The organism is Staphylococcus sp. MSU001 (assembly GCF_052976705.1).
Window position 1 is genome coordinate 44,207 of record NZ_JBRIKK010000008.1, and the last position, 25,812, is coordinate 70,018.

40 protein-coding genes are annotated in these 25,812 nt (G+C 33.7%); 39 read left to right on the top strand and 1 reads right to left on the bottom strand.

Annotated features, from left to right (window positions below; genetic code table 11):
• The first annotated feature begins 59 nt into the window (after window positions 1-59).
• The 30 genes from rpsS to rpsI all read left to right on the top strand — a co-directional run bounded on the left by rpsS (window position 60) and on the right by rpsI (window position 15,833).
• Window positions 60-338: a 30S ribosomal protein S19 gene (gene rpsS, locus ACVBFA_RS05245; protein WP_001829710.1), complete on the top strand. Its 279-nt coding sequence runs from the start codon at window positions 60-62 to the stop codon at window positions 336-338.
• A 27-nt stretch (window positions 339-365) separates the two neighbouring features.
• Window positions 366-719 carry a 50S ribosomal protein L22 gene (gene rplV / locus ACVBFA_RS05250; protein WP_001829734.1) on the top strand — a complete coding sequence of 118 codons (354 nt, stop codon included), beginning with the start codon at window positions 366-368 and terminating at the stop codon, window positions 717-719.
• A 23-nt stretch (window positions 720-742) separates the two neighbouring features.
• Window positions 743-1,396 (top strand): 30S ribosomal protein S3, encoded by a 654-nt coding sequence (gene rpsC / locus ACVBFA_RS05255; protein WP_001829791.1) that lies wholly within the window; start codon window positions 743-745, stop codon window positions 1,394-1,396.
• Window positions 1,397-1,398: 2 nt separating this feature from the next.
• The gene (gene rplP, locus ACVBFA_RS05260; RefSeq protein ID WP_001829782.1) at window positions 1,399-1,833 is read left to right on the top strand and encodes a 50S ribosomal protein L16; all 435 of its coding nucleotides are present in this window, start codon (window positions 1,399-1,401) and stop codon (window positions 1,831-1,833) included.
• Window positions 1,823-2,032 (top strand): 50S ribosomal protein L29, encoded by a 210-nt coding sequence (gene rpmC / locus ACVBFA_RS05265; protein WP_000644737.1) that lies wholly within the window; start codon window positions 1,823-1,825, stop codon window positions 2,030-2,032. The genes rplP and rpmC overlap by 11 nt, the downstream gene beginning before the upstream one ends.
• A gap of 24 nt (window positions 2,033-2,056) precedes the next feature.
• Window positions 2,057-2,320 carry a 30S ribosomal protein S17 gene (rpsQ, locus tag ACVBFA_RS05270; RefSeq protein WP_002432741.1) on the top strand — a complete coding sequence of 88 codons (264 nt, stop codon included), beginning with the start codon at window positions 2,057-2,059 and terminating at the stop codon, window positions 2,318-2,320.
• Between the two features lie 30 nt (window positions 2,321-2,350).
• On the top strand, window positions 2,351-2,719 hold the full coding sequence (rplN, locus tag ACVBFA_RS05275) for a 50S ribosomal protein L14 (protein ID WP_001829742.1): 369 nt from the start codon (window positions 2,351-2,353) through the stop codon (window positions 2,717-2,719).
• Between the two features lie 41 nt (window positions 2,720-2,760).
• On the top strand, window positions 2,761-3,078 hold the full coding sequence (gene rplX, locus ACVBFA_RS05280; protein WP_126122170.1) for a 50S ribosomal protein L24: 318 nt from the start codon (window positions 2,761-2,763) through the stop codon (window positions 3,076-3,078).
• 25 nt (window positions 3,079-3,103) lie between these two features.
• Window positions 3,104-3,643, top strand: a complete 540-nt coding sequence (gene rplE, locus ACVBFA_RS05285; RefSeq protein ID WP_002490200.1) for a 50S ribosomal protein L5 — start codon at window positions 3,104-3,106, stop codon at window positions 3,641-3,643.
• Between the two features lie 22 nt (window positions 3,644-3,665).
• Complete coding sequence (locus tag ACVBFA_RS05290; protein ID WP_001829713.1) at window positions 3,666-3,851, top strand: type Z 30S ribosomal protein S14; 186 nt, start codon at window positions 3,666-3,668, stop codon at window positions 3,849-3,851.
• 30 nt (window positions 3,852-3,881) lie between these two features.
• Complete coding sequence (gene rpsH / locus ACVBFA_RS05295; protein WP_001829768.1) at window positions 3,882-4,280, top strand: 30S ribosomal protein S8; 399 nt, start codon at window positions 3,882-3,884, stop codon at window positions 4,278-4,280.
• A gap of 24 nt (window positions 4,281-4,304) precedes the next feature.
• Window positions 4,305-4,841: a 50S ribosomal protein L6 gene (gene rplF, locus ACVBFA_RS05300; RefSeq protein ID WP_001829740.1), complete on the top strand. Its 537-nt coding sequence runs from the start codon at window positions 4,305-4,307 to the stop codon at window positions 4,839-4,841.
• A gap of 31 nt (window positions 4,842-4,872) precedes the next feature.
• On the top strand, window positions 4,873-5,235 hold the full coding sequence (rplR, locus tag ACVBFA_RS05305; protein WP_001829747.1) for a 50S ribosomal protein L18: 363 nt from the start codon (window positions 4,873-4,875) through the stop codon (window positions 5,233-5,235).
• A gap of 20 nt (window positions 5,236-5,255) precedes the next feature.
• The gene (gene rpsE / locus ACVBFA_RS05310) at window positions 5,256-5,756 is read left to right on the top strand and encodes a 30S ribosomal protein S5 (RefSeq protein WP_001829701.1); all 501 of its coding nucleotides are present in this window, start codon (window positions 5,256-5,258) and stop codon (window positions 5,754-5,756) included.
• A 16-nt stretch (window positions 5,757-5,772) separates the two neighbouring features.
• The gene (rpmD, locus tag ACVBFA_RS05315; protein WP_002432330.1) at window positions 5,773-5,952 is read left to right on the top strand and encodes a 50S ribosomal protein L30; all 180 of its coding nucleotides are present in this window, start codon (window positions 5,773-5,775) and stop codon (window positions 5,950-5,952) included.
• Between the two features lie 16 nt (window positions 5,953-5,968).
• Complete coding sequence (rplO, locus tag ACVBFA_RS05320) at window positions 5,969-6,409, top strand: 50S ribosomal protein L15 (protein WP_001829796.1); 441 nt, start codon at window positions 5,969-5,971, stop codon at window positions 6,407-6,409.
• Complete coding sequence (gene secY, locus ACVBFA_RS05325) at window positions 6,409-7,701, top strand: preprotein translocase subunit SecY (protein WP_002447333.1); 1,293 nt, start codon at window positions 6,409-6,411, stop codon at window positions 7,699-7,701. Before rplO ends, secY begins: the two co-directional genes overlap by 1 nt.
• Before the next feature lie 17 nt (window positions 7,702-7,718).
• A complete protein-coding gene (locus ACVBFA_RS05330; RefSeq protein WP_002447334.1) occupies window positions 7,719-8,366 on the top strand; it encodes an adenylate kinase in 648 nt (215 codons plus the stop codon).
• A 188-nt stretch (window positions 8,367-8,554) separates the two neighbouring features.
• Window positions 8,555-8,773: a translation initiation factor IF-1 gene (gene infA / locus ACVBFA_RS05335; protein ID WP_001829792.1), complete on the top strand. Its 219-nt coding sequence runs from the start codon at window positions 8,555-8,557 to the stop codon at window positions 8,771-8,773.
• A gap of 31 nt (window positions 8,774-8,804) precedes the next feature.
• Window positions 8,805-8,918 (top strand): 50S ribosomal protein L36, encoded by a 114-nt coding sequence (gene rpmJ, locus ACVBFA_RS05340; protein ID WP_001829709.1) that lies wholly within the window; start codon window positions 8,805-8,807, stop codon window positions 8,916-8,918.
• Between the two features lie 22 nt (window positions 8,919-8,940).
• Entirely contained in the window at window positions 8,941-9,306 is a 366-nt protein-coding gene (gene rpsM, locus ACVBFA_RS05345) for a 30S ribosomal protein S13 (RefSeq protein ID WP_001829703.1), read from the top strand.
• Between the two features lie 22 nt (window positions 9,307-9,328).
• Window positions 9,329-9,718, top strand: a complete 390-nt coding sequence (gene rpsK / locus ACVBFA_RS05350; RefSeq protein WP_001829725.1) for a 30S ribosomal protein S11 — start codon at window positions 9,329-9,331, stop codon at window positions 9,716-9,718.
• A gap of 76 nt (window positions 9,719-9,794) precedes the next feature.
• Window positions 9,795-10,739 carry a DNA-directed RNA polymerase subunit alpha gene (locus ACVBFA_RS05355; RefSeq protein WP_001829787.1) on the top strand — a complete coding sequence of 315 codons (945 nt, stop codon included), beginning with the start codon at window positions 9,795-9,797 and terminating at the stop codon, window positions 10,737-10,739.
• A gap of 16 nt (window positions 10,740-10,755) precedes the next feature.
• The gene (rplQ, locus tag ACVBFA_RS05360) at window positions 10,756-11,124 is read left to right on the top strand and encodes a 50S ribosomal protein L17 (protein WP_002447335.1); all 369 of its coding nucleotides are present in this window, start codon (window positions 10,756-10,758) and stop codon (window positions 11,122-11,124) included.
• 330 nt (window positions 11,125-11,454) lie between these two features.
• A complete protein-coding gene (locus ACVBFA_RS05365) occupies window positions 11,455-12,264 on the top strand; it encodes an energy-coupling factor transporter ATPase (protein ID WP_123213802.1) in 810 nt (269 codons plus the stop codon).
• Window positions 12,261-13,121: an energy-coupling factor transporter ATPase gene (locus ACVBFA_RS05370; RefSeq protein WP_002447337.1), complete on the top strand. Its 861-nt coding sequence runs from the start codon at window positions 12,261-12,263 to the stop codon at window positions 13,119-13,121. Before ACVBFA_RS05365 ends, ACVBFA_RS05370 begins: the two co-directional genes overlap by 4 nt.
• Window positions 13,111-13,917: an energy-coupling factor transporter transmembrane component T family protein gene (locus tag ACVBFA_RS05375; protein WP_002474898.1), complete on the top strand. Its 807-nt coding sequence runs from the start codon at window positions 13,111-13,113 to the stop codon at window positions 13,915-13,917. The genes ACVBFA_RS05370 and ACVBFA_RS05375 overlap by 11 nt, the downstream gene beginning before the upstream one ends.
• Window positions 13,918-13,920: 3 nt before the next feature.
• A complete protein-coding gene (gene truA / locus ACVBFA_RS05380; RefSeq protein ID WP_002447339.1) occupies window positions 13,921-14,724 on the top strand; it encodes a tRNA pseudouridine(38-40) synthase TruA in 804 nt (267 codons plus the stop codon).
• A 259-nt stretch (window positions 14,725-14,983) separates the two neighbouring features.
• A complete protein-coding gene (rplM, locus tag ACVBFA_RS05385) occupies window positions 14,984-15,421 on the top strand; it encodes a 50S ribosomal protein L13 (RefSeq protein WP_001829751.1) in 438 nt (145 codons plus the stop codon).
• Window positions 15,422-15,440: 19 nt separating this feature from the next.
• Complete coding sequence (gene rpsI, locus ACVBFA_RS05390; protein WP_074839344.1) at window positions 15,441-15,833, top strand: 30S ribosomal protein S9; 393 nt, start codon at window positions 15,441-15,443, stop codon at window positions 15,831-15,833.
• Between the two features lie 262 nt (window positions 15,834-16,095).
• Here rpsI and ACVBFA_RS05395 read toward each other — a convergent pair whose 3' ends face one another.
• Window positions 16,096-16,836, bottom strand: coding sequence for an NAD-dependent protein deacylase (locus ACVBFA_RS05395; protein ID WP_126122173.1), 741 nt, complete (start codon window positions 16,834-16,836; stop codon window positions 16,096-16,098).
• Window positions 16,837-17,133: 297 nt separating this feature from the next.
• Here ACVBFA_RS05395 and ACVBFA_RS05400 point away from each other — a divergent pair, with 297 nt between their 5' ends.
• The 9 genes from ACVBFA_RS05400 (at window position 17,134) to ACVBFA_RS05440 (ending at window position 25,777) form a co-directional block, all read left to right on the top strand.
• Window positions 17,134-17,889 (top strand): DeoR/GlpR family DNA-binding transcription regulator, encoded by a 756-nt coding sequence (locus tag ACVBFA_RS05400; protein WP_002457937.1) that lies wholly within the window; start codon window positions 17,134-17,136, stop codon window positions 17,887-17,889.
• A gap of 353 nt (window positions 17,890-18,242) precedes the next feature.
• On the top strand, window positions 18,243-18,671 hold the full coding sequence (lacA, locus tag ACVBFA_RS05405) for a galactose-6-phosphate isomerase subunit LacA (protein ID WP_002447342.1): 429 nt from the start codon (window positions 18,243-18,245) through the stop codon (window positions 18,669-18,671).
• Between the two features lie 14 nt (window positions 18,672-18,685).
• Window positions 18,686-19,201 (top strand): galactose-6-phosphate isomerase subunit LacB, encoded by a 516-nt coding sequence (gene lacB / locus ACVBFA_RS05410; protein ID WP_002457936.1) that lies wholly within the window; start codon window positions 18,686-18,688, stop codon window positions 19,199-19,201.
• Between the two features lie 12 nt (window positions 19,202-19,213).
• Window positions 19,214-20,146, top strand: coding sequence for a tagatose-6-phosphate kinase (locus tag ACVBFA_RS05415; RefSeq protein ID WP_099774924.1), 933 nt, complete (start codon window positions 19,214-19,216; stop codon window positions 20,144-20,146).
• A gap of 3 nt (window positions 20,147-20,149) precedes the next feature.
• Entirely contained in the window at window positions 20,150-21,127 is a 978-nt protein-coding gene (gene lacD / locus ACVBFA_RS05420; protein ID WP_002447345.1) for a tagatose-bisphosphate aldolase, read from the top strand.
• A gap of 19 nt (window positions 21,128-21,146) precedes the next feature.
• Window positions 21,147-21,461 (top strand): PTS lactose/cellobiose transporter subunit IIA, encoded by a 315-nt coding sequence (locus ACVBFA_RS05425; protein ID WP_001829758.1) that lies wholly within the window; start codon window positions 21,147-21,149, stop codon window positions 21,459-21,461.
• A gap of 5 nt (window positions 21,462-21,466) precedes the next feature.
• Window positions 21,467-23,215 carry a lactose-specific PTS transporter subunit EIIC gene (locus ACVBFA_RS05430; protein WP_002447346.1) on the top strand — a complete coding sequence of 583 codons (1,749 nt, stop codon included), beginning with the start codon at window positions 21,467-21,469 and terminating at the stop codon, window positions 23,213-23,215.
• 15 nt (window positions 23,216-23,230) lie between these two features.
• Window positions 23,231-24,643, top strand: coding sequence for a 6-phospho-beta-galactosidase (lacG, locus tag ACVBFA_RS05435; protein ID WP_002447347.1), 1,413 nt, complete (start codon window positions 23,231-23,233; stop codon window positions 24,641-24,643).
• Window positions 24,644-24,910: 267 nt separating this feature from the next.
• Window positions 24,911-25,777 (top strand): alpha/beta hydrolase, encoded by an 867-nt coding sequence (locus ACVBFA_RS05440; protein ID WP_046044425.1) that lies wholly within the window; start codon window positions 24,911-24,913, stop codon window positions 25,775-25,777.
• The last annotated feature ends 35 nt before the right edge of the window (window positions 25,778-25,812 follow it).

Below are 25,812 nucleotides of genomic sequence, written 5' to 3' on the forward strand. Positions count from 1 at the left end.
AACTTATTTGGGTGTGCGGCGTAAAGCTGCACGCACACAATAAGAAGGGAGGCGCCCAAATGGCTCGTAGTATTAAAAAAGGACCTTTCGTCGATGATCACTTAATGAAAAAAGTAGAAGCTCAAGACGGAAGTGAAAAGAAACAAGTGATTAAAACATGGTCTCGTCGTTCTACAATTTTCCCAAATTTCATTGGTCATACTTTTGCAGTATACGATGGACGTAAACATGTACCTGTATATGTCACTGAAGATATGGTAGGTCACAAATTAGGTGAATTTGCTCCTACACGTACTTTTAAAGGACATGCAGCAGACGACAAGAAAACAAGAAGATAATTTTAATAAGTAGAGGAGGAAATCCTGATGGAAGCAAAAGCGGTTGCTAGAACAATAAGAATCGCACCTCGTAAAGTAAGACTTGTTCTTGATTTAATCAGAGGTAAAAATGCTGGAGAAGCTATTGCTATTTTAAAATTAACTAATAAAGCTTCATCACCAGTAATTGAAAAAGTATTAATGTCCGCTTTAGCAAATGCTGAGCACAACTATGATATGAATACAGATGAATTAGTTGTAAAAGAAGCGTATGCTAATGAAGGACCAACTTTAAAACGTTTCCGCCCACGTGCACAAGGACGTGCAAGTGCAATTAATAAACGTACAAGCCACATTACAATCGTCGTAAGTGACGGTAAAGAAGAAGCTAAAGAAGCTTAATAACTTTCTAAGGAGGGAATACTGTGGGTCAAAAAATTAATCCAATCGGACTTCGTGTCGGTGTTATCCGTGATTGGGAAGCAAAATGGTATGCTGAAAAAGACTTTGCTTCACTTTTACATGAAGACTTAAAAATCCGTAAATTTATTGATAATGAATTAAAAGAAGCGTCAGTTTCTCACGTAGATATTGAACGTGCAGCAAATCGCATCAATATTGCAATCCATACTGGTAAGCCAGGAATGGTTATTGGTAAAGGCGGTTCAGAAATTGAAAAACTTCGTAACAAATTAAATACCTTAACTGATAAAAAAGTACACATTAACGTAATTGAAATTAAGAAAATTGATATTGATGCACGTTTAGTTGCAGAAAATATTGCACGTCAATTAGAAAATCGTGCTTCATTCCGTCGTGTACAAAAGCAAGCTATTACAAGAGCTATGAAAAATGGTGCTAAAGGTATCAAAACTCAAGTATCAGGTCGTTTAGGCGGAGCTGACATCGCTCGTGCTGAACAATACTCAGAAGGAACTGTTCCACTTCATACATTACGTGCTGACATTGATTATGCACACGCTGAAGCCGATACAACATATGGTAAATTAGGCGTTAAAGTATGGATATACCGTGGAGAAGTTCTTCCTACTAAGAACACTAGTGAAGGAGGAAAATAATAATGTTACTACCAAAACGTGTAAAATATCGTCGTCAGCATCGTCCAAAAACAACTGGTCGTTCTAAAGGCGGTAACTACGTAACATTTGGTGAGTATGGATTACAAGCTACAACTACGTCTTGGATCACATCTCGTCAAATCGAATCAGCTCGTATTGCAATGACACGTTACATGAAACGTGGCGGGAAAGTTTGGATTAAAATCTTCCCTCATACACCATATACTAAAAAACCTTTAGAAGTACGTATGGGTGCTGGTAAAGGTGCGGTTGAAGGCTGGATAGCAGTTGTTAAACCTGGTAGAATTTTATTCGAAGTAGCTGGTGTACCTGAAGAAGTTGCTCGTGAAGCATTACGTTTAGCAAGTCACAAACTTCCAGTAAAATCTAAGTTTGTAAAACGTGAAGAATTGGGTGGTGAAACAAATGAAAGCTAAGGAAATTAGAGACTTAACCACTTCAGAAATCGAAGAACAAATCAAATCTTCAAAAGAAGAGCTTTTTAACCTACGCTTTCAGTTAGCTACAGGTCAATTAGAGGAAACGGCACGTATTCGCACAGTAAGAAAAACGATTGCACGTCTAAAAACTGTTGCTCGTGAAAGAGAAATTGAACAAAGCAAGGCTAATCAATAATAATTGAAAGAGGAGGTTACAAAAGTGAGCGAAAGAAACGATCGTAAAGTTTATGTAGGTAGAGTTGTTTCAGATAAAATGGACAAAACAATCACTGTTTTAGTGGAAACTTACAAAACACACAAATTATACGGCAAACGAGTAAAATACTCTAAAAAATATAAAACTCATGATGAAAACAATTCAGCTAAATTAGGAGACATTGTTAAAATTCAAGAAACTCGTCCTTTATCAGCAACAAAACGTTTTCGTTTAGTAGAAATTGTTGAAGAGTCAGTAATTATTTAATCAAGATTAGAGATAAGGGAGGTTTAACGAATGATCCAACAAGAAACACGTTTAAAAGTAGCAGACAACTCTGGTGCTCGTGAAGTTCTTACAATTAAAGTATTAGGTGGATCTGGTCGCAAAACAGCGAACATTGGTGATATCATTGTATGTACTGTTAAAAATGCAACACCAGGTGGCGTTGTCAAAAAAGGTGACGTTGTAAAAGCTGTTGTAGTTCGTACAAAATCAGGTGTTCGTCGTGAAGACGGTTCATATATTAAATTTGACGAAAATGCATGTGTTATCATCCGTGATGACAAAGGCCCACGTGGTACTCGTATCTTTGGTCCTGTTGCTCGTGAATTACGTGAAGGAAACTTCATGAAAATTGTATCACTAGCTCCAGAAGTACTATAATACCAATCAAATAAATTAACATAATTTAAGGAGGTGCCTACATGCATATCAAAAAAGGTGACAACGTAAAAGTTATCGCAGGTAAAGACAAAGGTAAAGAAGGTAAAGTAGTAGCTACTGAACCTAAAAAAGACCGTGTCGTTGTGGAAGGTGTTAACGTTATAAAAAAACACCAAAAACCAACTCAATTAAACCCTGAAGGTGGAATTCTAGAAACAGAGGCAGCAATCCATGTTTCTAACGTACAATTATTAGATCCTAAAACAAATGAACCTACACGTGTAGGATATAAAACAGTTGATGGTAAAAAAGTTCGTTTCGCTAAAAAATCAGGCGAAGAAATTAAAGCTAATAATTAATAACTAGTTGAAAGGAGGATCCACTTTGAACCGTTTAAAAGAAAGATTTAATACAGAAGTTACTGAAAACTTAGTGAAAAAATTCAATTATAGTTCAGTAATGGAAGTACCAAAAATTGAAAAAATAGTTGTAAATATGGGTGTAGGTGACGCAGTTCAAAATTCTAAAGTATTAGACAATGCTGTTGAAGAGTTAGAATTGATCACTGGTCAAAAACCATTAGTAACAAAAGCTAAAAAATCAGTTGCAACATTCCGTTTACGTGAAGGTATGCCAATCGGTGCGAAAGTCACTCTTCGCGGAGAAAGAATGTATGAATTCTTAGACAAACTCATTGCAGTTTCATTACCACGTGTACGTGACTTCCAAGGTGTTTCTAAAACAGCTTTTGATGGTCGTGGAAATTACACACTTGGTGTTAAAGAACAATTAATTTTCCCAGAAATTGACTACGATAAAGTAACAAAAGTTAGAGGAATGGATATTGTTATCGTAACAACTGCTAACACTGACGAGGAAGCTCGTGAATTGTTAACAAACTTCGGTATGCCATTTCGTAAATAATCTCTAAAAGGAGGCTAATAAAGTGGCTAAAACTTCAATGGTTGCTAAGCAACAAAAAAAACAAAAATTCGCTGTACGTGAATATACTCGTTGTGAACGCTGTGGTCGTCCACATTCTGTGTATCGTAAATTTAAACTATGCCGTATTTGTTTCCGTGAATTAGCTTACAAAGGTCAGATTCCTGGCGTACGTAAAGCTAGCTGGTAATAATAAGAGTCTGAAAGGAGGCAACAATCAATGACAATGACAGATCCAATCGCAGATATGCTTACTCGTGTAAGAAACGCTAATATGGTTCGCCACGAGAAATTAGAATTACCTGCGTCTAATATTAAAAAAGAAATTGCTGAAATCTTAAAGAGTGAAGGTTTCATTAAAAATGTTGAATATGTAGAAGACGATAAACAAGGTGTTATTCGTTTGTTCTTGAAATATGGTCAAAACAATGAACGTGTTATCACAGGTTTAAAACGTATTTCTAAACCAGGTTTACGTGTTTACGCTAAAGCAAATGAAGTGCCAAAAGTATTAAATGGCTTAGGTATTGCATTAGTTTCAACTTCTGAAGGTGTAATCACTGATAAAGAAGCAAGAAAACGTAATGTTGGTGGAGAAATTATCGCATACGTTTGGTAATAAATAATAAGGAGGTGCCATAACATGAGTCGTGTTGGTAAGAAAATTATTGACATTCCTAGTGACGTAACAGTAACTTTTGACGGAAGTCATGTGACTGTAAAAGGTCCAAAAGGTGAATTAGAAAGAACTTTAAATGAAAGAATGACATTTAAACAAGAAGAAAACACTGTTGAAGTTGTAAGACCATCTGATTCTAAAGAAGATAGAACAGATCATGGTACAACTCGTGCTTTATTAAATAATATGGTACTAGGTGTTTCTCAAGGTTACGAAAAAACACTTGAGCTTGTTGGTGTAGGTTACCGTGCACAAATGCAAGGTAAAGATTTAGTACTTAATGTTGGATACTCTCACCCAGTTGAAATTAAAGCAGAAGAAGGCATTACTTTCGCTGTTGAGAAAAATACAACTGTTAAAGTATCTGGTGTTTCTAAAGAACAAGTTGGTGCGATTGCTTCTAACATACGTTCTGTAAGACCTCCAGAACCTTATAAAGGTAAAGGTATTCGCTACCAAGGTGAATATGTACGCCGTAAAGAAGGTAAAACTGGTAAATAATAGATAACACTCTAAAGAAAGGAGTATTGAAATGATCAGTAAAATTGATAAAAACAAAGTACGTTTGAAAAGACATGCTCGTGTTCGTACTAAATTATCAGGTACAGCTGAAAAGCCACGTTTAAATGTGTATCGTTCAAACAAACACATCTATGCACAAATTATTGATGACGTTAAAGGCGTAACACTTGCTCAAGCATCATCACAAGATAAAGATATTGCAAACACATCAGCTTCAAAAGTTGACTTAGCAACTACTGTAGGTCAAGAAATTGCTAAAAAAGCTAACGATAAAGGTATTAAAGAAATCGTGTTCGATCGCGGAGGATATTTATACCACGGACGTGTTAAAGCTTTAGCTGATGCTGCAAGAGAAAATGGATTAGAATTTTAATTTAAAGGAGGGACACATTCATGGCTCGTAGAGAAGAAGAAACTAAAGAATTTGAAGAACGCGTTGTTACGATTAACCGTGTTGCTAAAGTTGTAAAAGGTGGTCGTCGTTTCCGTTTCACTGCATTAGTGGTTGTTGGAGATAAAAATGGTCGTGTAGGTTTCGGTACTGGTAAAGCGCAAGAGGTACCAGAAGCTATCAAAAAAGCTGTTGAAGCAGCTAAAAAAGATTTAGTAGTTGTTCCACGTGTAGAAGGTACGACTCCTCATACTATCACTGGTCAATATGGCTCAGGTAGCGTATTTATGAAACCAGCAGCACCTGGTACAGGAGTTATCGCTGGTGGACCAGTTCGTGCTGTATTAGAGTTAGCAGGAATTACTGATATCTTAAGTAAATCTTTAGGATCAAATACTCCTATTAATATGGTTCGTGCGACTATCAACGGTTTACAAAACTTAAAAAATGCAGAAGATGTTGCTAAATTACGTGGCAAATCTGTAGAAGAATTATACAATTAAGGAGGGAAAATAAGTTATGGCTAAATTACAAATTACCCTCACTCGTAGTGTTATTGGTCGTCCTGAAACACAACGTAAAACTGTTGAAGCTTTAGGTCTTAAAAAGACTAATAGTTCAGTAGTTGTTGAAGATAACCCTGCAATTCGTGGGCAAATCAACAAAGTTAAGCATTTATTAACAATTGAAGAAAAATAATTAAGGAGGTGCCGAAATGAAATTACATGAGTTAAAAGCAGCTGAAGGATCACGTCGTGTACGTAACCGTGTAGGTCGTGGTGCTGCAACTGGTAACGGTAAAACAAGTGGCCGTGGTCAAAAAGGTCAAAAAGCACGTTCAGGTGGTAAAGTAAGACCAGGATTTGAAGGTGGACAATTACCTTTATTCCGTCGTTTACCTAAACGTGGTTTCACTAACATTAACCGTAAAGAATATGCTATTGTTAACTTAGACCAACTCAATAAATTTGAAGATGGTACTGAAGTTACTCCAGCTTTATTAGTAGAATCTGGTGTTGTTAAGAATGAAAAATCTGGTATCAAAGTACTAGGTAACGGTTCACTAGACAAGAAATTAACAGTGAAAGCTCATAAATTCTCAGCTTCAGCAGCAGAAGCTATTGATGCAAAAGGTGGAGCACACGAGGTGATCTAATGTTTCAAACGTTTGTACGTTTCTTTACAACTAAAGAAGTACGAAACAAGATTTTCTTCACTCTAGCAATGTTAGTTATTTTTAAAATAGGAACGTATATTCCTGCTCCAGGAGTTAATCCTGAAGCCTTTAATCATCCACAGGGATCTCAAGGTGCCACTGAGTTATTAAATACTTTTGGTGGCGGTGCCTTGAAACGTTTCTCAATATTTGCGATGGGAATCATGCCTTATATCACTGCGTCCATCGTCATGCAATTACTGCAAATGGATATTGTTCCTAAATTTACAGAGTGGGCAAAACAAGGTGAAATGGGTAGAAGAAAAATTAATAACGTAACTCGTTATTTTGCTATAATTTTAGCTTTTATCCAATCTATAGGTATGGCTTTCCAATTTAATAACTATCTCAAAGGACAACTTATTATAGAACAGTCCGTTATGAGTTATTTATTAATTGCAGTTGTATTAACAGCGGGAACAGCTTTCTTAATTTGGCTTGGTGACCAAATCACACAGTTTGGTGTTGGTAACGGTATTTCTCTTATCATCTTTGCAGGTATATTATCAACTTTACCTTCAAGTCTAGAACAATTTGCACAATCAGTTTTTGTTGGGCAAGACGATACTTCACTCGCTTGGCTGAAAATACTAGGATTGATAGTAGCGTTGATTCTACTAACAGTAGGCGCAATATTTGTTCTTGAAGCTAAACGTAAAATACCTATTCAATATGCAAAGAAACAATCTGCTCAACGATTAGGTTCACAAGCAACTTATCTACCTTTGAAAGTTAACTCTGCCGGTGTTATTCCAGTAATCTTTGCGATGGCATTTTTCTTGTTACCAAGAACATTGACTTTATTCTTCCCGAAAGCAGAATGGGCACAGAATATTGCTGATACTGCCAACCCGTCAAGTAATATTGGAATGATTATTTATGTGGTTTTAATTATTGCATTTGCATATTTTTATGCTTTTGTACAAGTTAATCCAGAGAAAATGGCAGATAACCTTAAAAAACAAGGTAGTTATGTCCCAGGAATTAGACCTGGTGAACAAACAAAAAAATATATTACTAGAGTACTTTATAGATTGACTTTTGTTGGTTCAATTTTCTTAGCGGCTATAGCTATTTTACCTATAATTGCGACTAAATTTATGGGCTTACCACAATCAATTCAAATTGGTGGTACGAGTCTTTTGATCGTAATTGGTGTAGCTATTGAAACTATGAAAACTTTAGAAGCACAAGTCACTCAAAAAGAATATAAAGGCTTTGGTGGTAGATAATTTGTAGGAGGGCATTTATGAATATCATTTTAATGGGCTTACCTGGTGCAGGTAAAGGGACTCAGGCGAGTGAAATTGTTAAGAAATTCCCAATACCACATATTTCTACTGGTGACATGTTCAGAAAAGCGATTAAAGATGAAACAGATTTAGGAAAAGAAGCTAAATCATATATGGATCGTGGAGAATTAGTTCCTGATGAAGTTACTGTAGGTATCGTTAAAGAAAGAATTTCTGAAGACGATGCAAAAAAAGGATTCTTGTTAGATGGATTCCCAAGAACTATAGATCAAGCTGAGTCATTAAGTCAAATTATGTCTGAGCTTGATAGAGAAATTGATGCTGTCATTAATATCGAAGTTCCTGAGGAAGAATTAATGAATCGTCTTACAGGTCGTCGTATCTGTGAGAAATGTGGTACAACATATCATCTTGTATTTAATCCTCCAAAGGTTGATGGTATATGTGATATCGATGGTGGAAAGTTATATCAACGCGAAGATGACAACCCAGAAACAGTATCTAATCGTTTGAGCGTTAATGTTAAACAATCTAAGCCTATTTTAGAATATTACAACAACAAAGGTGTCTTGAAAAACATTGATGGTTCAAAAGATATTGACGAAGTAACCAAAGATGTCATTGATATTTTAGATCATTTATAATAGATCAACACTATACGATCTATGTTTCAGTGAGTATTAGAGTTAAATTTAATAGAATGAGTGACAAATAACGATATTTAATTCCCGTATTTTTGTTGAACTTATATTAAACCATCACGAATAGATTCGTATCGTTAAGTTGTCTATTGACGATTACCTTACTATTGCAAAAAGGGGGAAGTTAATCAATGGCTAAACAAGATGTAATTGAATTAGAAGGTACAGTACTAGATACTTTACCAAACGCAATGTTTAAAGTAGAATTAGAAAATGGTCATGAGATTTTAGCTCACGTAAGTGGTAAAATCAGAATGAATTACATTCGTATTCTACCTGGCGACAAAGTAACTGTTGAGATGTCTCCGTATGATTTATCGCGCGGTAGAATTACTTATCGTTATAAATAATCGTCACTCCATAATATAGGGAGGTATAAAAATGAAAGTAAGACCATCAGTAAAACCAATATGCGAAAAATGCAAAGTCATTAAACGTAAAGGTAAAGTAATGGTAATTTGTGATAATCCAAAACACAAACAAAGACAAGGTTAATAAAAGAGAGGTGTAAATTAATATGGCACGTATTGCAGGAGTGGATATTCCACGTGAAAAACGCATTGTTATCTCATTAACATACGTATATGGTATTGGTACTTCAACTGCTAATAAAATTGTAGAAGAAGCTAACGTATCAGCAGATACTCGCGTTAAAGATTTAACTGACGATGAATTAGGTCGTATCCGTGAAGTTGTAGATGGTTACAAAGTAGAAGGTGACTTACGCCGTGAACAAAACTTAAACATTAAACGTTTAATGGAAATTTCATCATACCGTGGAATTCGTCATCGTCGTGGCTTACCAGTTCGTGGACAAAAAACTAAAAACAATGCTCGTACACGTAAAGGTCCAGTTAAAACAGTAGCTAATAAGAAAAAATAATAGGTAAAGGAGGCAAAATTTAATGGCACGTAAACAAGTATCTCGTAAACGTAGAGTGAAAAAGAATATTGAAAATGGTGTAGCTCACATCCGTTCAACATTCAATAATACTATCGTAACTATCACTGATGAATTCGGTAATGCATTATCTTGGTCATCAGCTGGTGCATTAGGATTCAAAGGATCAAAAAAATCAACTCCATTTGCAGCTCAAATGGCTTCAGAAACTGCTTCTAAAACAGCTATGGAACATGGCTTGAAAACAGTAGAAGTAACAGTAAAAGGACCTGGTCCAGGCCGTGAATCTGCTATCCGTGCACTACAATCTGCAGGTTTAGAAGTAACTGCAATTAGAGACGTTACTCCAGTACCGCACAACGGTTGTCGTCCACCAAAACGTCGTCGCGTATAATTTTTAAATGTATTGTTACAAGTCACTGAGCAAACAGTTTAAATCTAGTCGACGTATTTAAGGAGGATATTTGTAAATGATAGAAATTGAAAAACCTAGAATTGAGACAATTGAAGTTAGTGAAGATGCTAAATTCGGTAAATTCGTTGTTGAACCACTTGAACGTGGCTATGGTACTACACTAGGAAACTCCTTACGTCGTATCCTACTATCTTCATTACCAGGTGCAGCCGTTAAGTACATCGAGATTGAAGGAGTTTTACACGAATTTTCAGCAGTAGATAATGTAGTAGAAGATGTTTCAACAATCATTATGAACATTAAAAAACTTGCATTAAAAATTTACTCTGAAGAAGATAAAACTTTAGAAATTGATGTAAAAGATGAAGGCGAAGTAACTGCAAGTGACATTACTCACGACAGTGATGTTGAGATTTTAAATCCAGAACTTAAAATCGCAACAGTGTCTAAAGGTGGACATCTTAAAGTGCGTCTTGTTGCTAATAAGGGTAGAGGTTACGCATTAGCTGAACAAAATAATACTAGTGATTTACCAATTGGTGTAATTCCTGTTGATTCACTATATTCACCTGTTGAACGTGTAAACTATACAGTTGAAAATACACGTGTAGGTCAAAGTAGTGATTTTGATAAATTAACTTTAGATGTTTGGACAAATGGTTCAATCACACCACAAGAGTCAGTATCATTAGCAGCTAAAATAATGACTGAACACTTGAATATCTTTGTAAGTCTAACTGATGAGGCTCAAAACGCTGAAATCATGATTGAAAAAGAAGAAGATCAAAAAGAAAAAGTACTTGAAATGTCTATTGAAGAATTAGACTTATCCGTACGTTCTTATAACTGCTTAAAACGCGCAGGAATCAATTCTGTACAAGAGTTAGCTGATAAATCTGAAGCTGACATGATGAAAGTGCGTAATTTAGGTCGTAAATCTCTAGAAGAAGTAAAATATAAATTAGAAGATTTAGGATTAGGATTAAGAAAAGAAGATTGATAAAGGAGGTTAACTCATGGGTTACAGAAAATTAGGTCGTACTTCTGATCAACGTAAAGCAATGTTACGTGACTTAGCAACTTCATTAATCGTTAGTGAACGTATCGAGACAACTGAAGCTCGTGCTAAAGAAGTTCGTAGTTTAGTAGAGAAATTGATCACACTTGGTAAAAAAGGTGATTTAGCATCTCGTCGTAATGCTGCTAAAACTTTACGTAATGTTGAAATTTTAAATGAAGATGACTCTACACAAACTGCTCTTCAAAAATTATTTGGTGAAATCGCTGAACGTTATAGTGAACGTCAAGGTGGTTACACTCGTATTCTTAAAGTAGGCCCTCGTCGTGGTGACGGCGCTGAATCAGTAATTATTGAATTAGTTTAATCAAGTTTTAAGACACAAGTTATAACTTAGTTGTCTAACCTTAATAAATACACATTTACTACTTATATATAAAGCAAATGAGTGCAACGATAATGTTTGCCACATACAAATATTGTCTAGCTCAGAGTACCCCATCCAACTAAATAATTATTTAAGCGTGAACTCAACATTTGATGGGGTGCGCGCTTTTTTATTTAAGCTATAGTTAATAACACTATAGCTTTTTTTATAATTCATATTACAAATGATTAAATTATACATATCTGATATACAGTCAATTTGAATTATTGTAGAATGTTTAGTGATATAAAAATATTAGGAGTGATTGATGTGAATGAGTCAAATCCTATCATTGAATTTAAAGATGTATCATTTCAATATCAAAGTGACGCTGCTTTCACATTAAATCGCGTTTCATTTTCAATACCAGCTGGACAATGGACTTCAATTGTAGGTCACAATGGCTCAGGAAAATCTACTATTGCTAAACTTATGGTAGGTATAGAAGAACCAAGTGAAGGACAAATTCTATTCCAAAATCTACCAATAGACTCTCAGAATAAGCGAGAAGTGAGGAAACATATCGGAATTGTTTTTCAAAATCCTGATAATCAATTTGTAGGTTCTATAGTTAAATTTGATGTTGCTTTTGGTCTTGAAAACCAACTTGTTCCTTATAAAGTAATGGTATCTAAAGTTAATCAAGTATTAACCGAAGTCGATATGATAAATAAAGCAGATGATGAACCCCATTCACTTTCAGGAGGACAGAAACAACGTGTTGCCATTGCTGGGGTACTTGCACTTAATCCTGATGTGCTGATTTTAGATGAAGCGACAACGATGCTAGATCCTCACGGAAAGTCATCTTTACTTAACCTTGTAAATGAAGTTAAAGTGAATAATAATGTTACAATTATTTCAATCACTCATGATTTAGATGAAGCAATGCATGCTGATCAAATCATTGTATTGAATAAAGGAACTGTTTTTAAACAAGGAACACCTCAAGATATTTTTAAGTGCGAAGAGGCACTAATATCAGTTGGATTGGACTTACCATTTCCTTTGAAAATGAATCGACTTTTAGGTTTTGATTCAACTTATGTAACTTATGAAGGGTTGATTAAAAAATTATGAGTATACAATTTAATCAAGTGAGTTATATTTATCAACAAGGCACACCTTATGAATTTGAAGCTATTAAAGACATTTCACTAACTCTTGAACAGGGCAAGTATTATGCAATTATTGGTCAAACTGGAAGTGGGAAATCCACCCTGATTCAACATTTGAATGCTTTATTAAAGCCCACTACAGGTTCAGTCAACATTAATGGTTTAGAAGTTACAAGTAAAACTAAAGACAAGCACTTACGTTACATAAGAAAAGAAGTAGGTGTAGTATTTCAATTTCCAGAATCCCAATTATTTGAAGATAGTGTTGAAAAAGAGATTGAGTTTGGACCTAAAAATTTTAATATGAACCTAAAAAATGTTAAAGATAAAGCTTTTCAACTTCTTCTTGAATTAGGCTTTTCAAGAAATGTGATGTCATCCTCTCCATTTCAAATGTCGGGAGGACAAATGAGAAAAATAGCCATTGTTTCCATTTTGGCTATGGATCCACAAGTAATTATTTTAGATGAACCGACTGCTGGGTTAGACCCGAATAGTAAACACCAAGTCATGTCTTTAATAAAGAAAATACAAATAGAAGAAAATAAAACGATTATTCTTGTCTCACATGATATGGATGATGTAGCACGTTATTCAGATGAAGTTGTAGTAATGAATAAAGGGACGATAGTAGAAAAATCAAATCCTAGAAATTTATTTAATCAGAAGTCACGTTTATTAAAATGGCATATTGATTTACCTAAAGTGGTGAAATTACAGAAAGATATCGAAAAAAAGTATAATATCTTATTTCCACAACTTGCTTTGAATGAAGAAGAGTTTGTGAAGTTGTATAAGGAGTGGCATCATGAAAAATAAATTAATCATTGGACGATATCTTCCCCTACAATCAATTGTTCATCAGCTTGATCCAAGGGCTAAGTTAATATTTGTCTTCTTTTTTATTATTTTAATTTTCTTTTGTCATTCATTAGGTACATATGCATGGTTGTTTCTTTTTTTAATCCTATTTATCAAGTTAGCACGCATTCCTTTTTGGTTTTTAATTAAAGGATTAACACCTATCTTTTTCTTCTTGATTTTCACTTTTTCTATGCATGTATTATTTACTAATGGAGGTATCATATTATTTCAATGGAAATTTATCACTATTGAATCAAATGGTGTTATGGAAGGGATTTATATATCATTAAGATTAATTTTTATAGTTATGATTGCAACAATCATGACACTTTCGACTAGTCCGATTGATTTAACAGATGCTTTTGAAAAATTATTTGCACCTCTAAAAGTGATTAAAGTACCAGTACATCAGTTGAGTATGATGATGTCAATTGCTCTAAGGTTTATACCAACGTTAATGGACGAATTAGAAAAAATTATACTTGCTCAAAAATCTAGAGGATCAGAAATAAGTTCAGGAGGTTTAATAACACGAATTAGAGCTTTTATACCTATCATGATTCCATTATTTATTTCTGCCTTTCAAAGAGCAGAAGAACTAGCTATAGCAATGGAAGTCAGAGGTTATGATATTAACATCAAACGAACAAGCTATAGGTTATTGCATTGGCAATATAAAGACACAATAACAGTCTTACTTTTAATACCTATCGCTACTATATTATTTATTTTAAAATTTTCAGGAGTGTAAATATTGCGTATATTAGTTGAAATCGCTTATCAAGGTAACCAATTTTTAGGTTTTCAAATTCAGCAACAAGGACGAACTGTTCAACAACAATTTGAAAAGATTCTTAAACGAATGCATAAACATCATGTACGAATTCATCCTTCAAGCCGAACAGATAGGGGTGTGCATGCGTATCAGCAATTCTTTCATTTTGATACCGAATTGAATATTGATAACAAACAATGGCAATATGCGATGAATCGAGCTTTACCAGATGATATTTACGTTAAAAATGTACGAAATGTCGACGAGTATTTTCATTGTCGTTATGACTGCGTAGGCAAACGCTATCGTTACAAAGTTTATCAAGGTAATCATCGAAATCCTTTTAAGAGTGGTACTGAAACGTTTGTTTATGAAACATTAGACTATGATAAAATGAACAAAGCTGCTCAAGAATTTATAGGTACACATGATTTTACCGGTTTTTGTTCACAGAAAACAGAAGTTGAAAGCAAAGTAAGAACACTCTATCAGAGTAAAATTGTTGCTACTAAAGAGGGATTTGATTACGTCGTAACAGGTTCTGGATTTCTTTATAATATGGTCCGTGTATTGGTAGCTTTCTTAATTGAAGTAGGAAAAGGAAAGCGTGAACCTAATGACGTCCCTAAGCTCTTAGAGGACAGAAATAGAAATAATGTGCCTCTTACAGCTCCACCTGACGGATTATATTTAGAAAAGATTTATTTAAGCCCAGAAGAATTGATACAAGAATATGGGAAAGATATAAAAATACACTACAAAAAATCGTTGGAAAAACACTAATTGTCATTGACAAAAGTACTGTGAAATTATATGATTATTAACGGTATTGTTTTATATCACCCCACGATAAGCCCCGGAAACTTATTGTGTTACAAGATATATAAGCAAAGCAGAACAACAGTTAATGAAATAAATGAAATCTTACGCTTTTAAATCGTAACAATAATGATAGTTGTTAGTGCAATAAACATAGGTTCGAATGTGATTTATTCGCACTGCAATAATGAACGAAGCATTTATTTTTAGGAGGACAATTATTATGCGTCAAACATTTATGGCAAATGAATCAAACATTGAGCGCAAATGGTATGTTATTGATGCTGAAGGCCAAACATTAGGTCGTTTATCATCAGAAGTAGCTGCTATATTACGCGGTAAAAATAAAGTAACTTATACACCACACGTTGATACTGGTGATTATGTAATTATCATTAATGCATCTAAAATTGAATTTACTGGTAACAAAGAACAAGATAAAATGTACCACCGTCATTCAAATCACCCAGGTGGTTTAAAATCAATCTCTGCTGGTGAATTAAAAAGAACAAATCCTGAACGTTTATTAGAAACTTCAATTAAAGGTATGTTACCAAGTACACGCTTAGGTGAAAAACAAGGTAAAAAATTATTTGTATATGGTGGCGCTGAACATCCACACGCTGCACAACAACCAGAAAACTACGAGTTACGTGGTTAATTAGAAGGAGGAAATTACATTGGCACAAGTTGAATATAAAGGCACAGGCCGTCGTAAAAACTCAGTAGCACGTGTACGTTTAGTACCTGGCGAAGGTAACATTACTGTTAACGAACGTGATGTACGTGACTACTTACCATTCGAATCATTAATTTTAGACTTAAATCAACCATTTGATGTTACTGAAACTAAAGGTAACTATGATGTTTTAGTTAACGTACATGGTGGTGGATTTACTGGACAAGCTCAAGCAATCCGACATGGAATTGCACGTGCTTTATTAGAAGCAGATTCTGAATACAGAGGTTCTTTAAAACGCGCTGGATTACTTACTCGTGATCCACGTATGAAAGAACGTAAAAAACCAGGTCTTAAAAAAGCACGTCGTTCTCCACAATTCTCAAAACGTTAATTTTTGGCGAACAACATTTACACTTCCCATTTATTGGGAAGTGTTTTTTTATAATTAAAGACTGGGACAATTAAATGTCCCAGTCTTTATTGTTGCGTAGGATTTAGATTATTCAATTAAAAAGCACACCATATTCAAGCTTTTTCAATACTATGCTATGCCCTAAAATAAGGAAGTGTCATCAAGAAATTCTACCGACTTGACGTGTTTGATTTTGGTGCATGAGTAGTGGATTTTGAACTTAATTTGACTTCTATGTTACTTAACTATTACTATTTACTATTTCTTCTATAACACTAGTCATGTCATCGTGTATAACTAGGCTAGCTGTATGATCATATGGAGTTGCATCTCTATTGATGATAACTAAGTTGTCACCTTTAAATTCTGATACAAAACCAGCAGCAGGCTGTACAACAAGTGATGAACCTAATACGATGAGTGTATCTGCATGTTGAATTTTATCTAATGCCTTGAATACTGTTTTTTGATTTAACATTTCGCCGTATAAAACAATATCAGGTCTGATGACGTTACCACATTTTTCACAATATTTGAGATGTTGTGTCATGACATATGATTTTGAGTATTCCTCATAACAGTTAATACAATAAAAGCGATTAAGTGAGCCGTGTAGCTCATCAATATTGTGACTTCCTGCATCTTCATGTAAACCATCTATATTTTGAGTGATGACGCCAAGTGATTTTTGTTGATTTTCCAGTTGTGCTATCCATTGATGAACAATATTAGGTTTTTTATCAGCAATTAAAAGTCTTTCATGATAAAAGTTTATAAAACTTTCTTTATTATCATGTAAATGATCGATGCTAAGCAAATACTCTGGAGACTGTCCATCCTTTGATATTTCATCATACAAGCCACCCATTGAGCGAAAATCTGGAATTCCGCTTGCAACTGAAACACCAGCTCCTGTAAAGAAAACAATTTGATTAGAGTTGTTTACGATATCTTTTAACTGTTGAATATCTGTTTTTTTCATTTGTTTTCACCTCATTATCATAGATATTATGTAAGTATTCATTTATTATCAACTGCAATATAATTTAATATTAAAGAATTCATGTTATGATTTAAAGTAATGATAGAAGGTATTTCTAACTTTTTAATGAAAATCGGTAGTATTTTTGAAAAATCAAAATAATTATATAAAAAAATGTGATATTTAAAATATACAATATCGATTTTAAATTTGTATGATAGTAAATGATAAACTTCTAAAATAATGAAACTGTTTCAATATTATGATATATAGTAATTATAGGAAGTGAATAAATAAATGAACAAATATGATAGATTAGATGAAATCACAAAATTAGTAAATAAAAGAGGTTCTGTAAGAACAAACGAAATTGTCGAAGATCTAAATGTTTCAGATATGACTGTGCGCCGTGATCTTGCTGAGCTCGAAGAAAAAGGTGTTCTCACTAAAATACATGGTGGCGCTCGTAGTAATTCAGCTTTCCAATATAAAGAAATGTCGCATCAAGAAAAACATACACGTTTTATTGAAGAAAAGCGATTTATAGCAAAGAATGCAGTAGATTTAATTGAAGATGGAGATACTATTTTCTTAGGCCCTGGTACTACGGTTCAAAAATTAGCTGAAGAAATAAATCATTATTCATTAACGATTATTACTAATTGTTTACCAGTATTTAATATATTAATGAAAAAACAAACGTTGCATTTCAGAGTCTATTTATTAGGTGGAGAAATGCGTGATTTAACTGAAGCATTTGTAGGTGAGATGACAAATCAATTATTAAGTCAACTAAGATTTAGTAAAATGTTTTTTAGTAGTAATGGTGTTAAAGATGGTCTAGCTATGACATCCTCAATAGAAGAGGCTTATACGCAACAAATTGCACTTAGCCATTCGTTGGAAAAATATTTACTGATTGACTCTTCAAAAATTGGTAAGGATGATTTTTCATCATTTTGTGAGCTTCGTGAACTCAATGCAGTTTTAACAGATAATAATGACATGGAAAAGAAAGAAAAAATAGAATCATATGTTGAGGTTATTAGTTAATGTCCTTAGCATATTGCCTTTAAAGTGATCATAATGATTATGTCAATTAAACATTATTATAAAGTATTAAAATCAAGTGATAAGAATTGTAAAATTAAATATCTAGTTTAAGTAAAAACAGCAATAAATTTTTAAAATTTATTGCTGTTTTTTTGTTTAAATAAACATTTTACATGGAGAAAAACAATAATTTCTTTTTAAATCAACATGTATCAAACAAAATTACGTGACAATTGTTTGATATGTGTTGATTATTTGTTTGAATATGTTTATAATTTAGGTGTAAAGATTTGAAAGCGCTTTTTCAAAAATACATGTGTTTAAACACCTTAATTCAAAAAAGGAGACTTATTATGACGATTATTATTGGTTCAGATGTAGATGGCAAACGCTTAAAAGAATTAATTAAAGCTTATTTGGAAGACAACGATTATGATGTTTTAGATGTCACAGAAGGAAAAGATTTAGACTTTGTTGATTCTACAGTCTCTGTAGCTAAAGAAGTTCAAAAGTCCGACGACAATCTAGGTATTGCTATAGATGCCTATGGTGCAGGTAGTTTTATTGTTGCAACTAAAATTAAGGGAATGATTGCGGCTGAGGTTTCAGATGAGCGTTCAGCTTACATGACACGTAGTCATAATAATGCACGCATGATTACTATGGGAGCCGAAATTGTTGGAGATACGCTTGCTAAAAATGTCGCAAAAGAATTTGTCAATGGTCATTACGATGGTGGACGTCATCAAATCCGCGTAGATATGTTAAATAAAATGTGTTAATAGGAGGAATAAAAATGAAAATTGCAATAGGTTGCGATCATATTGTTACTGATACAAAAATGGAAGTTTCACAACACTTAAAATCACAGGGACACGAAGTGATAGATGTTGGAACTTATGATTTTACACGTACACATTATCCGATTTATGGAAAAAAGGTAGGAGAAAAAGTTGCGAGTGGTGAAGCAGATTTAGGTGTATGTATTTGTGGCACTGGTGTAGGAATTAGTAACGCTGCAAACAAAGTACCTGGTGTTAGAACTGCTTTAGTTAGAGATATGACATCAGCGCTTTATTCTAAAGAAGAGTTAAATGCAAATGTTGTAAGTTTTGGCGGTAAGGTAGCAGGTGAATTATTTATTTTCGACATCGTTGATGCATTCATTGAGGCAGAGTACAAACCTACTGAGGAAAATAAAAAATTAATTGCTAAAATCAATCATTTAGAAGCACATAACAATGACCAAACTGATCCACATTTCTTCGATGAGTTCTTAGAAAAATGGAATAAAGGTGAATATCACGATTAAGGATGATGTCCAATGATTTTAACATTAACTTTAAATCCCTCAGTTGATATATCTTATCCTTTAGATCAGTTTAATTTAGATACTGTTAATAGGGTATCTCAAACAAGCAAAACAGCAGGCGGTAAAGGATTAAATGTTACTAGAGTATTGTCTGAATTTGGTGAAGACGTAATAGCAAGTGGTTTTTTAGGTGGAGCATTAGGTCAATATATTGAAGAACAAATAGAAACTACTCGTATTAAACAAGCATTTTTCAAAATCAAAGGCGAAACACGAAATTGTATTGCGATACTACATGAGGGACAACAAACTGAGATCCTTGAAAAGGGTCCCACGATTGAACTTAAGGAATCAGAGGAATTCAAGTCACATCTATTAAAACTTTTCAAAGAAACTGATGTGGCTGTTATGTCTGGTAGTCTGCCCAAAGGACTTAATACTGATTATTATACGGATATTGTGAGATTAGCAAAAGAACAAGGAATTTTGACCATTTTAGATAGCTCTGGTCAATCACTTGAGGAAGTTCTTATTAGTAATGTGAAACCTACAGTAATTAAACCTAATATATATGAATTATCACAGCTTTTAAAATACAAAGTAACAAGTGATATTAAAGAATTGAAAACGGCAGTAAGTCAGCCAATATTTAATGATATTGAATGGATTATTGTTTCATTGGGCAGTGAAGGTGCTTTTGCAAAACATAATCATAAATTTTACAAGGTGAATATCCCCAACATTAAAGTAGTTAATCCTGTTGGATCAGGAGATTCCACCGTAGCAGGTATTGCTTCTGCACTCATTCATCAACAAACCGATGAAGAGTTATTAAAAAAAGCAAATGCATTCGGAATGCTAAATGCAATGGAACAACAAACAGGTCATATTAATACAGATGAATTTGACGAAATATTCAAACAAATAGAAGTTATAGAGGTGTAATTTATGACAAAATCACAACAAAAAGTGTCATCAATTGAGAAATTAAGTAATCAAGAAGGTATTATTTCAGCTTTAGCATTTGATCAACGTGGTGCATTAAAAAGAATGATGGCAGAACATCAATCTGAAACACCAACAGTAGAGCAAATAGAACAATTAAAAGTACTTGTTTCCGAAGAATTAACTCAATATGCGTCTTCAATTTTATTGGATCCAGAATATGGTTTACCAGCATCGGATGCTCGAAATAATGACTGCGGACTATTACTTGCATACGAAAAAACTGGATATGATGTGAATGCGAAAGGTCGCTTGCCAGATTGCTTGGTAGAATGGTCTGCGAAACGTTTGAAAGAGCAAGGGGCCAATGCAGTTAAATTTTTACTTTATTATGATGTAGATGACACAGAAGAAATTAATATACAAAAGAAAGCATATATTGAAAGAATTGGTTCAGAATGTGTTGCCGAAGATATTCCTTTCTTCTTGGAAGTTTTAACATATGACGACAATATTCCTGACAATAAAAGTGCAGAATTCGCTAAAGTCAAGCCACATAAAGTTAATGAAGCAATGAAGTTATTCTCTGAAGATCGTTTTAATGTGGATGTACTTAAAGTAGAAGTACCTGTGAATATGAATTTTGTGGAAGGATTTTCAGAAGGAGAAGTTGTCTATACTAAAGAAGAAGCTGCACAACATTTCCGTGATCAAGATGAAGCTACTCACTTACCATATATTTATTTAAGTGCAGGTGTATCAGCGGAATTGTTCCAAGATACATTAAAATTTGCGCATGATTCTGGTGCGCAATTCAATGGTGTTTTATGTGGACGTGCCACATGGTCAGGAGCAGTTAAGGTATACATTGAAGAAGGAGAGCAAGCTGCTAGAGAATGGTTGCGTACGGTAGGATTTAAAAATATTGATGATTTGAATACAGTATTGAAAACAACAGCTACATCATGGAAAAACAAATAATGTAAGGGAGGATATTCAAATGAATAGAGATGAGGTACAATTACTCGGATTTGAAATTGTTGCCTATGCTGGGGATGCACGTTCAAAATTATTAGAAGCTTTAAATGCCGCTAAAGATAGTGAATTTGATAAAGCAGAACAACTTGTAGAGGAAGCGAATGAATGTATTGCCAATGCACATAAAGCACAAACTAATCTTCTAGCTCAAGAGGCTAAAGGGGAGGATATCGCATATAGTATCACTATGATTCATGGTCAAGACCATTTAATGACAACATTACTTTTAAAGGACTTAATGAAGCATTTAATTGAATTATACAAAAAAGGGAGCTGACCCCTATGAATAAATTAATAGCATGGATAGAAAAAGGAAAGCCTTTCTTTGAAAAAATATCACGAAATATCTATTTAAGAGCGATTCGTGATGGATTTATTGCTGCTATTCCAATTATCTTATTCTCAAGTATATTTATTTTAATTACCTATGTACCAAATGTGTTTGGTTTTACTTGGAGTAAAACAATGGAAGGTATATTGATGAAACCCTATAACTATACAATGGGAATAGTTGGTTTGCTTGTAGCAGGAACCACAGCTAAATCCTTAACTGATTCTTACAATCGAAAACTAGATAAAACGAATCAAATTAACTTTATTTCGACAATGATGGCAGCTATTTGTGGATTTTTATTCTTAGCTGCTGATCCTGTTAAAGATGGTGGATTTTCTAGTGCATTTATGGGTACAAAAGGTTTATTGACAGCCTTTATTTCCGCTTTTATTACCGTGATTGTTTATAATTTCTTTGTCAAAAGAAATATTACCATTAAAATGCCTAAAGAAGTCCCACCAAATATATCTCAAGTATTTAAAGATATTTTCCCTTTATCAGCAGTTATTTTAATTTTGTATGCTTTAGATTTACTTTCTAGAGCAATAGTTCACACGAATGTAGCAAATGCAGTACTAAAAGTATTTGAGCCACTATTTACTGCGGCAGATGGTTGGATTGGGGTTACACTCATATTCGGTGCGTTTGCGTTCTTCTGGTTTGTAGGTATTCATGGACCTTCTATTGTTGAACCAGCGATTGCAGCAATTACTTATGCGAACCTTGAAACAAATTTACACTTAATACAAGCTGGAGAACATGCTGATAAAGTGATTACACCGGGTACACAGATGTTCGTAGCAACTATGGGAGGAACCGGTGCAACATTAGTTGTTCCATTTATGTTTATGTGGTTAACAAAATCAAAAAGAAATAAAGCGATAGGTAGAGCATCAGTCGTACCTACATTCTTTGGTGTCAATGAACCCATACTTTTTGGTGCCCCACTCGTGCTAAATCCGGTATTCTTTATACCCTTTATTTTTGCACCTATAGTAAACATATGGATTTTTAAATTTTTTGTTGATGTCTTAAACATGAATAGTTTTAGTATCTTTTTACCTTGGACTACTCCTGGTCCACTCGGTATTGTTATGGGGACTGGATTTGCATTTTGGTCATTTGTGTTAGCAATATTACTTATTGTTGTTGATGTGATCATTTACTATCCATTCTTAAAAGTATACGATGAACAAGTGCTTGAAGAAGAATTAGGAAATAAAGAAGCAAATAATGAATTAAAAGAAAAAGTATCAGCAAACTTTGATACGAAAAAAGCCGATGCTATTTTAGCAACTGCAGGGGCAAGTGAAGCGGATACTGATGATACATCTTCAGTTGATGAAACAACTTCTACATCCTCTACAGATACTATTAGTGAACAAACAAATGTTTTAGTTTTATGTGCAGGTGGAGGTACAAGTGGTTTACTAGCTAATGCTTTAAATAAAGCTGCTGAAGAGTATGAAGTACCAGTAAAAGCAGCAGCAGGTGGTTATGGTGCACATATGGATATTATGAAAGATTATCAATTAATTATCTTAGCACCACAAGTTGCTTCTAATTATGAAGATATTAAACAAGATACTGATCGCTTAGGAATTAAATTAGCCAAAACTGAAGGCGCTCAATATATCAAGTTAACAAGAGACGGTGAGGCGGCTTTAGAATTTGTAAAACAACAATTTAACAATTAAAAAGGAGTTTTATATATGACTAAGAAATTACCTGATGACTTTATTTTTGGTGGAGCAACCGCTGCATATCAAGCAGAAGGAGCTACTCAGACTGATGGTAAAGGGCGTGTCGCTTGGGACACGTATTTAGAGGAGAATTATTGGTACACAGCTGAACCAGCAAGTGATTTTTATAACAGATATCCTGTTGACTTGGAATTAAGTGAACGCTTTGGTGTAAATGGTATACGTATCTCAATTGCTTGGTCTCGTATTTTTCCTAAAGGTTACGGTGAAGTGAATCAAAAAGGTGTCGAGTATTATCATAACCTTTTCAAAGAATGTCATAAGCGTCATGTCGAGCCTTTTGTAACATTACATCACTTTGACACACCAGAAGTACTTCACAAAGATGGAGATTTCTTAAATCGTAAAACTATAGATTATTTTGTAGATTATGCTGAATTTTGTTTCAAAGAATTTCCAGAAGTTAAGTATTGGACAACATTCAATGAAATTGGGCCAATTGGTGATGGTCAATATTTAGTTGGTAAATTCCCTCCAGGTATCAAATATGACTTTGAAAAAGTATTCCAATCTCATCATAATATGATGGTTGCACACGCACGTGCTGTTAAACTTTTTAAAGATAAAAATTATAAGGGAGAAATAGGTGTTGTCCATGCATTACCTACAAAATATCCATATGATCCATCTAATCCTGAAGATGTGAGAGCAGCCGAACTTGAAGATATTATTCATAATAAATTTATTTTAGATGCAACATACCTTGGTAAGTACTCACGTGAAACGATGGAAGGAGTACAACACATCCTATCTGTGAATGGTGGTCAATTAGAGATTTCTGATGAAGACTACAAAATTTTAGATGAAGCTAAGGATTTAAACGATTTCTTAGGTATTAATTATTATATGAGTGACTGGATGCGTGGTTATGAAGGTGAATCTGAAATAACGCATAATGCTACTGGTGATAAAGGTGGATCTAAGTATCAACTTAAAGGTGTAGGACAACGTGAATTTGATGTTGATGTTCCTAGAACCGATTGGGATTGGATGATTTATCCACAAGGTTTATATGACCAAATTATGCGTGTAGTAAAAGATTATCCAAATTATCATAAGATTTATATTACTGAAAATGGATTAGGATATAAAGATGTATTCGATGAAAAAGAAAAAACAGTACATGACGATGCACGAATTGACTATATTAAACAGCATCTAAATGTGATAGCAGATGCGATTGCAGACGGTGCCAATGTTAAAGGATACTTCTTATGGTCTCTAATGGATGTATTTTCATGGTCAAATGGTTATGAAAAAAGATACGGTTTATTCTATGTTGATTTTGAAACACAAGAAAGATTCCCTAAAAAAAGTGCATATTGGTACAAAGAACTTGCAGAGAGTAAAGAAATTAAATAAAAGCTAAATATTAACTAGAAAAAAGACAGTTGACTAAGAGCACTTATTAAAGTATTTAAAACAAAAACGATTATTTCCAATGAAAATGATTTGGAAATAATCGTTTTTTTACGTATATTCTTTTTCAAGTAAAGTAGTTTAAAATAGAGTTATGTCTCATTGTGATATATCTTATTGAACTAAGATTATTTTAAAGTAATCCCATAAATCAAATAAATTTTTACTAGTAATAGTATAATTAATAAATAAACATGAAGAGGGCTAATGATGAAGTCAAAATTCATAATTCTATTATTTACAATCTTATCTACGACAGTATTAGTTTTATTTATTATTTATAACAAAACTCAATCGCAATCATACATTTCGACTCAATATTCTAATAATAAATTAAAAACAACGGCAACACTTTTTTTACATGGTTATGGTGGTAGCGAACGTTCAGAAACGTTTATGGTCAAACAAGCATTAAATAAAAATGTAACCAATGAAGTGATAACCGCTAGAGTAAGTCGTGAAGGAAAAGTATATTTTGATAAAAAATTAAGTAAAGATGCAGCTAACCCTATTGTCAAAGTAGAATTTAAAGATAATAAAAATGGAAATTTTAAAGAAAATGCTTTCTGGATTAAAGAAATTCTATCACAACTAAAAAGTCAATTTGGAATTCAACAATTTAATTTTGTAGGACATTCAATGGGGAACATGTCATTTGCTTTTTACATGAAAAATTATGGAGACGATCTGCATTTGCCACAACTTAAAAAAGAAGTTAATATAGCGGGAGTTTATAACGGGGTTTTGAATATGAATGAGGAAGTGAATGAAATTATCATAGATAAACAGGGAAAACCAAGTAGAATGAATCCCGCATATCGACAATTGTTATCATTGCATAAGATTTATAGTGGTAAGGAAATAGAAGTTTTAAATATCTACGGAGATTTACAAGATGGCTCACATTCAGATGGACGTGTGTCAAATAGCTCTTCTCAATCGCTTCAATATTTACTAAGAGGTAGCGCTAAGTCTTATCAAGAAATGAAATTTAAAGGTGCAAAGGCACAACATAGTCAATTACATGAGAATAAAGATGTTGCAAATAAAATCATACAATTCTTATGGGGAACTTAAAAGTAGTAAACAAAACGCACGATTGAATGATAACT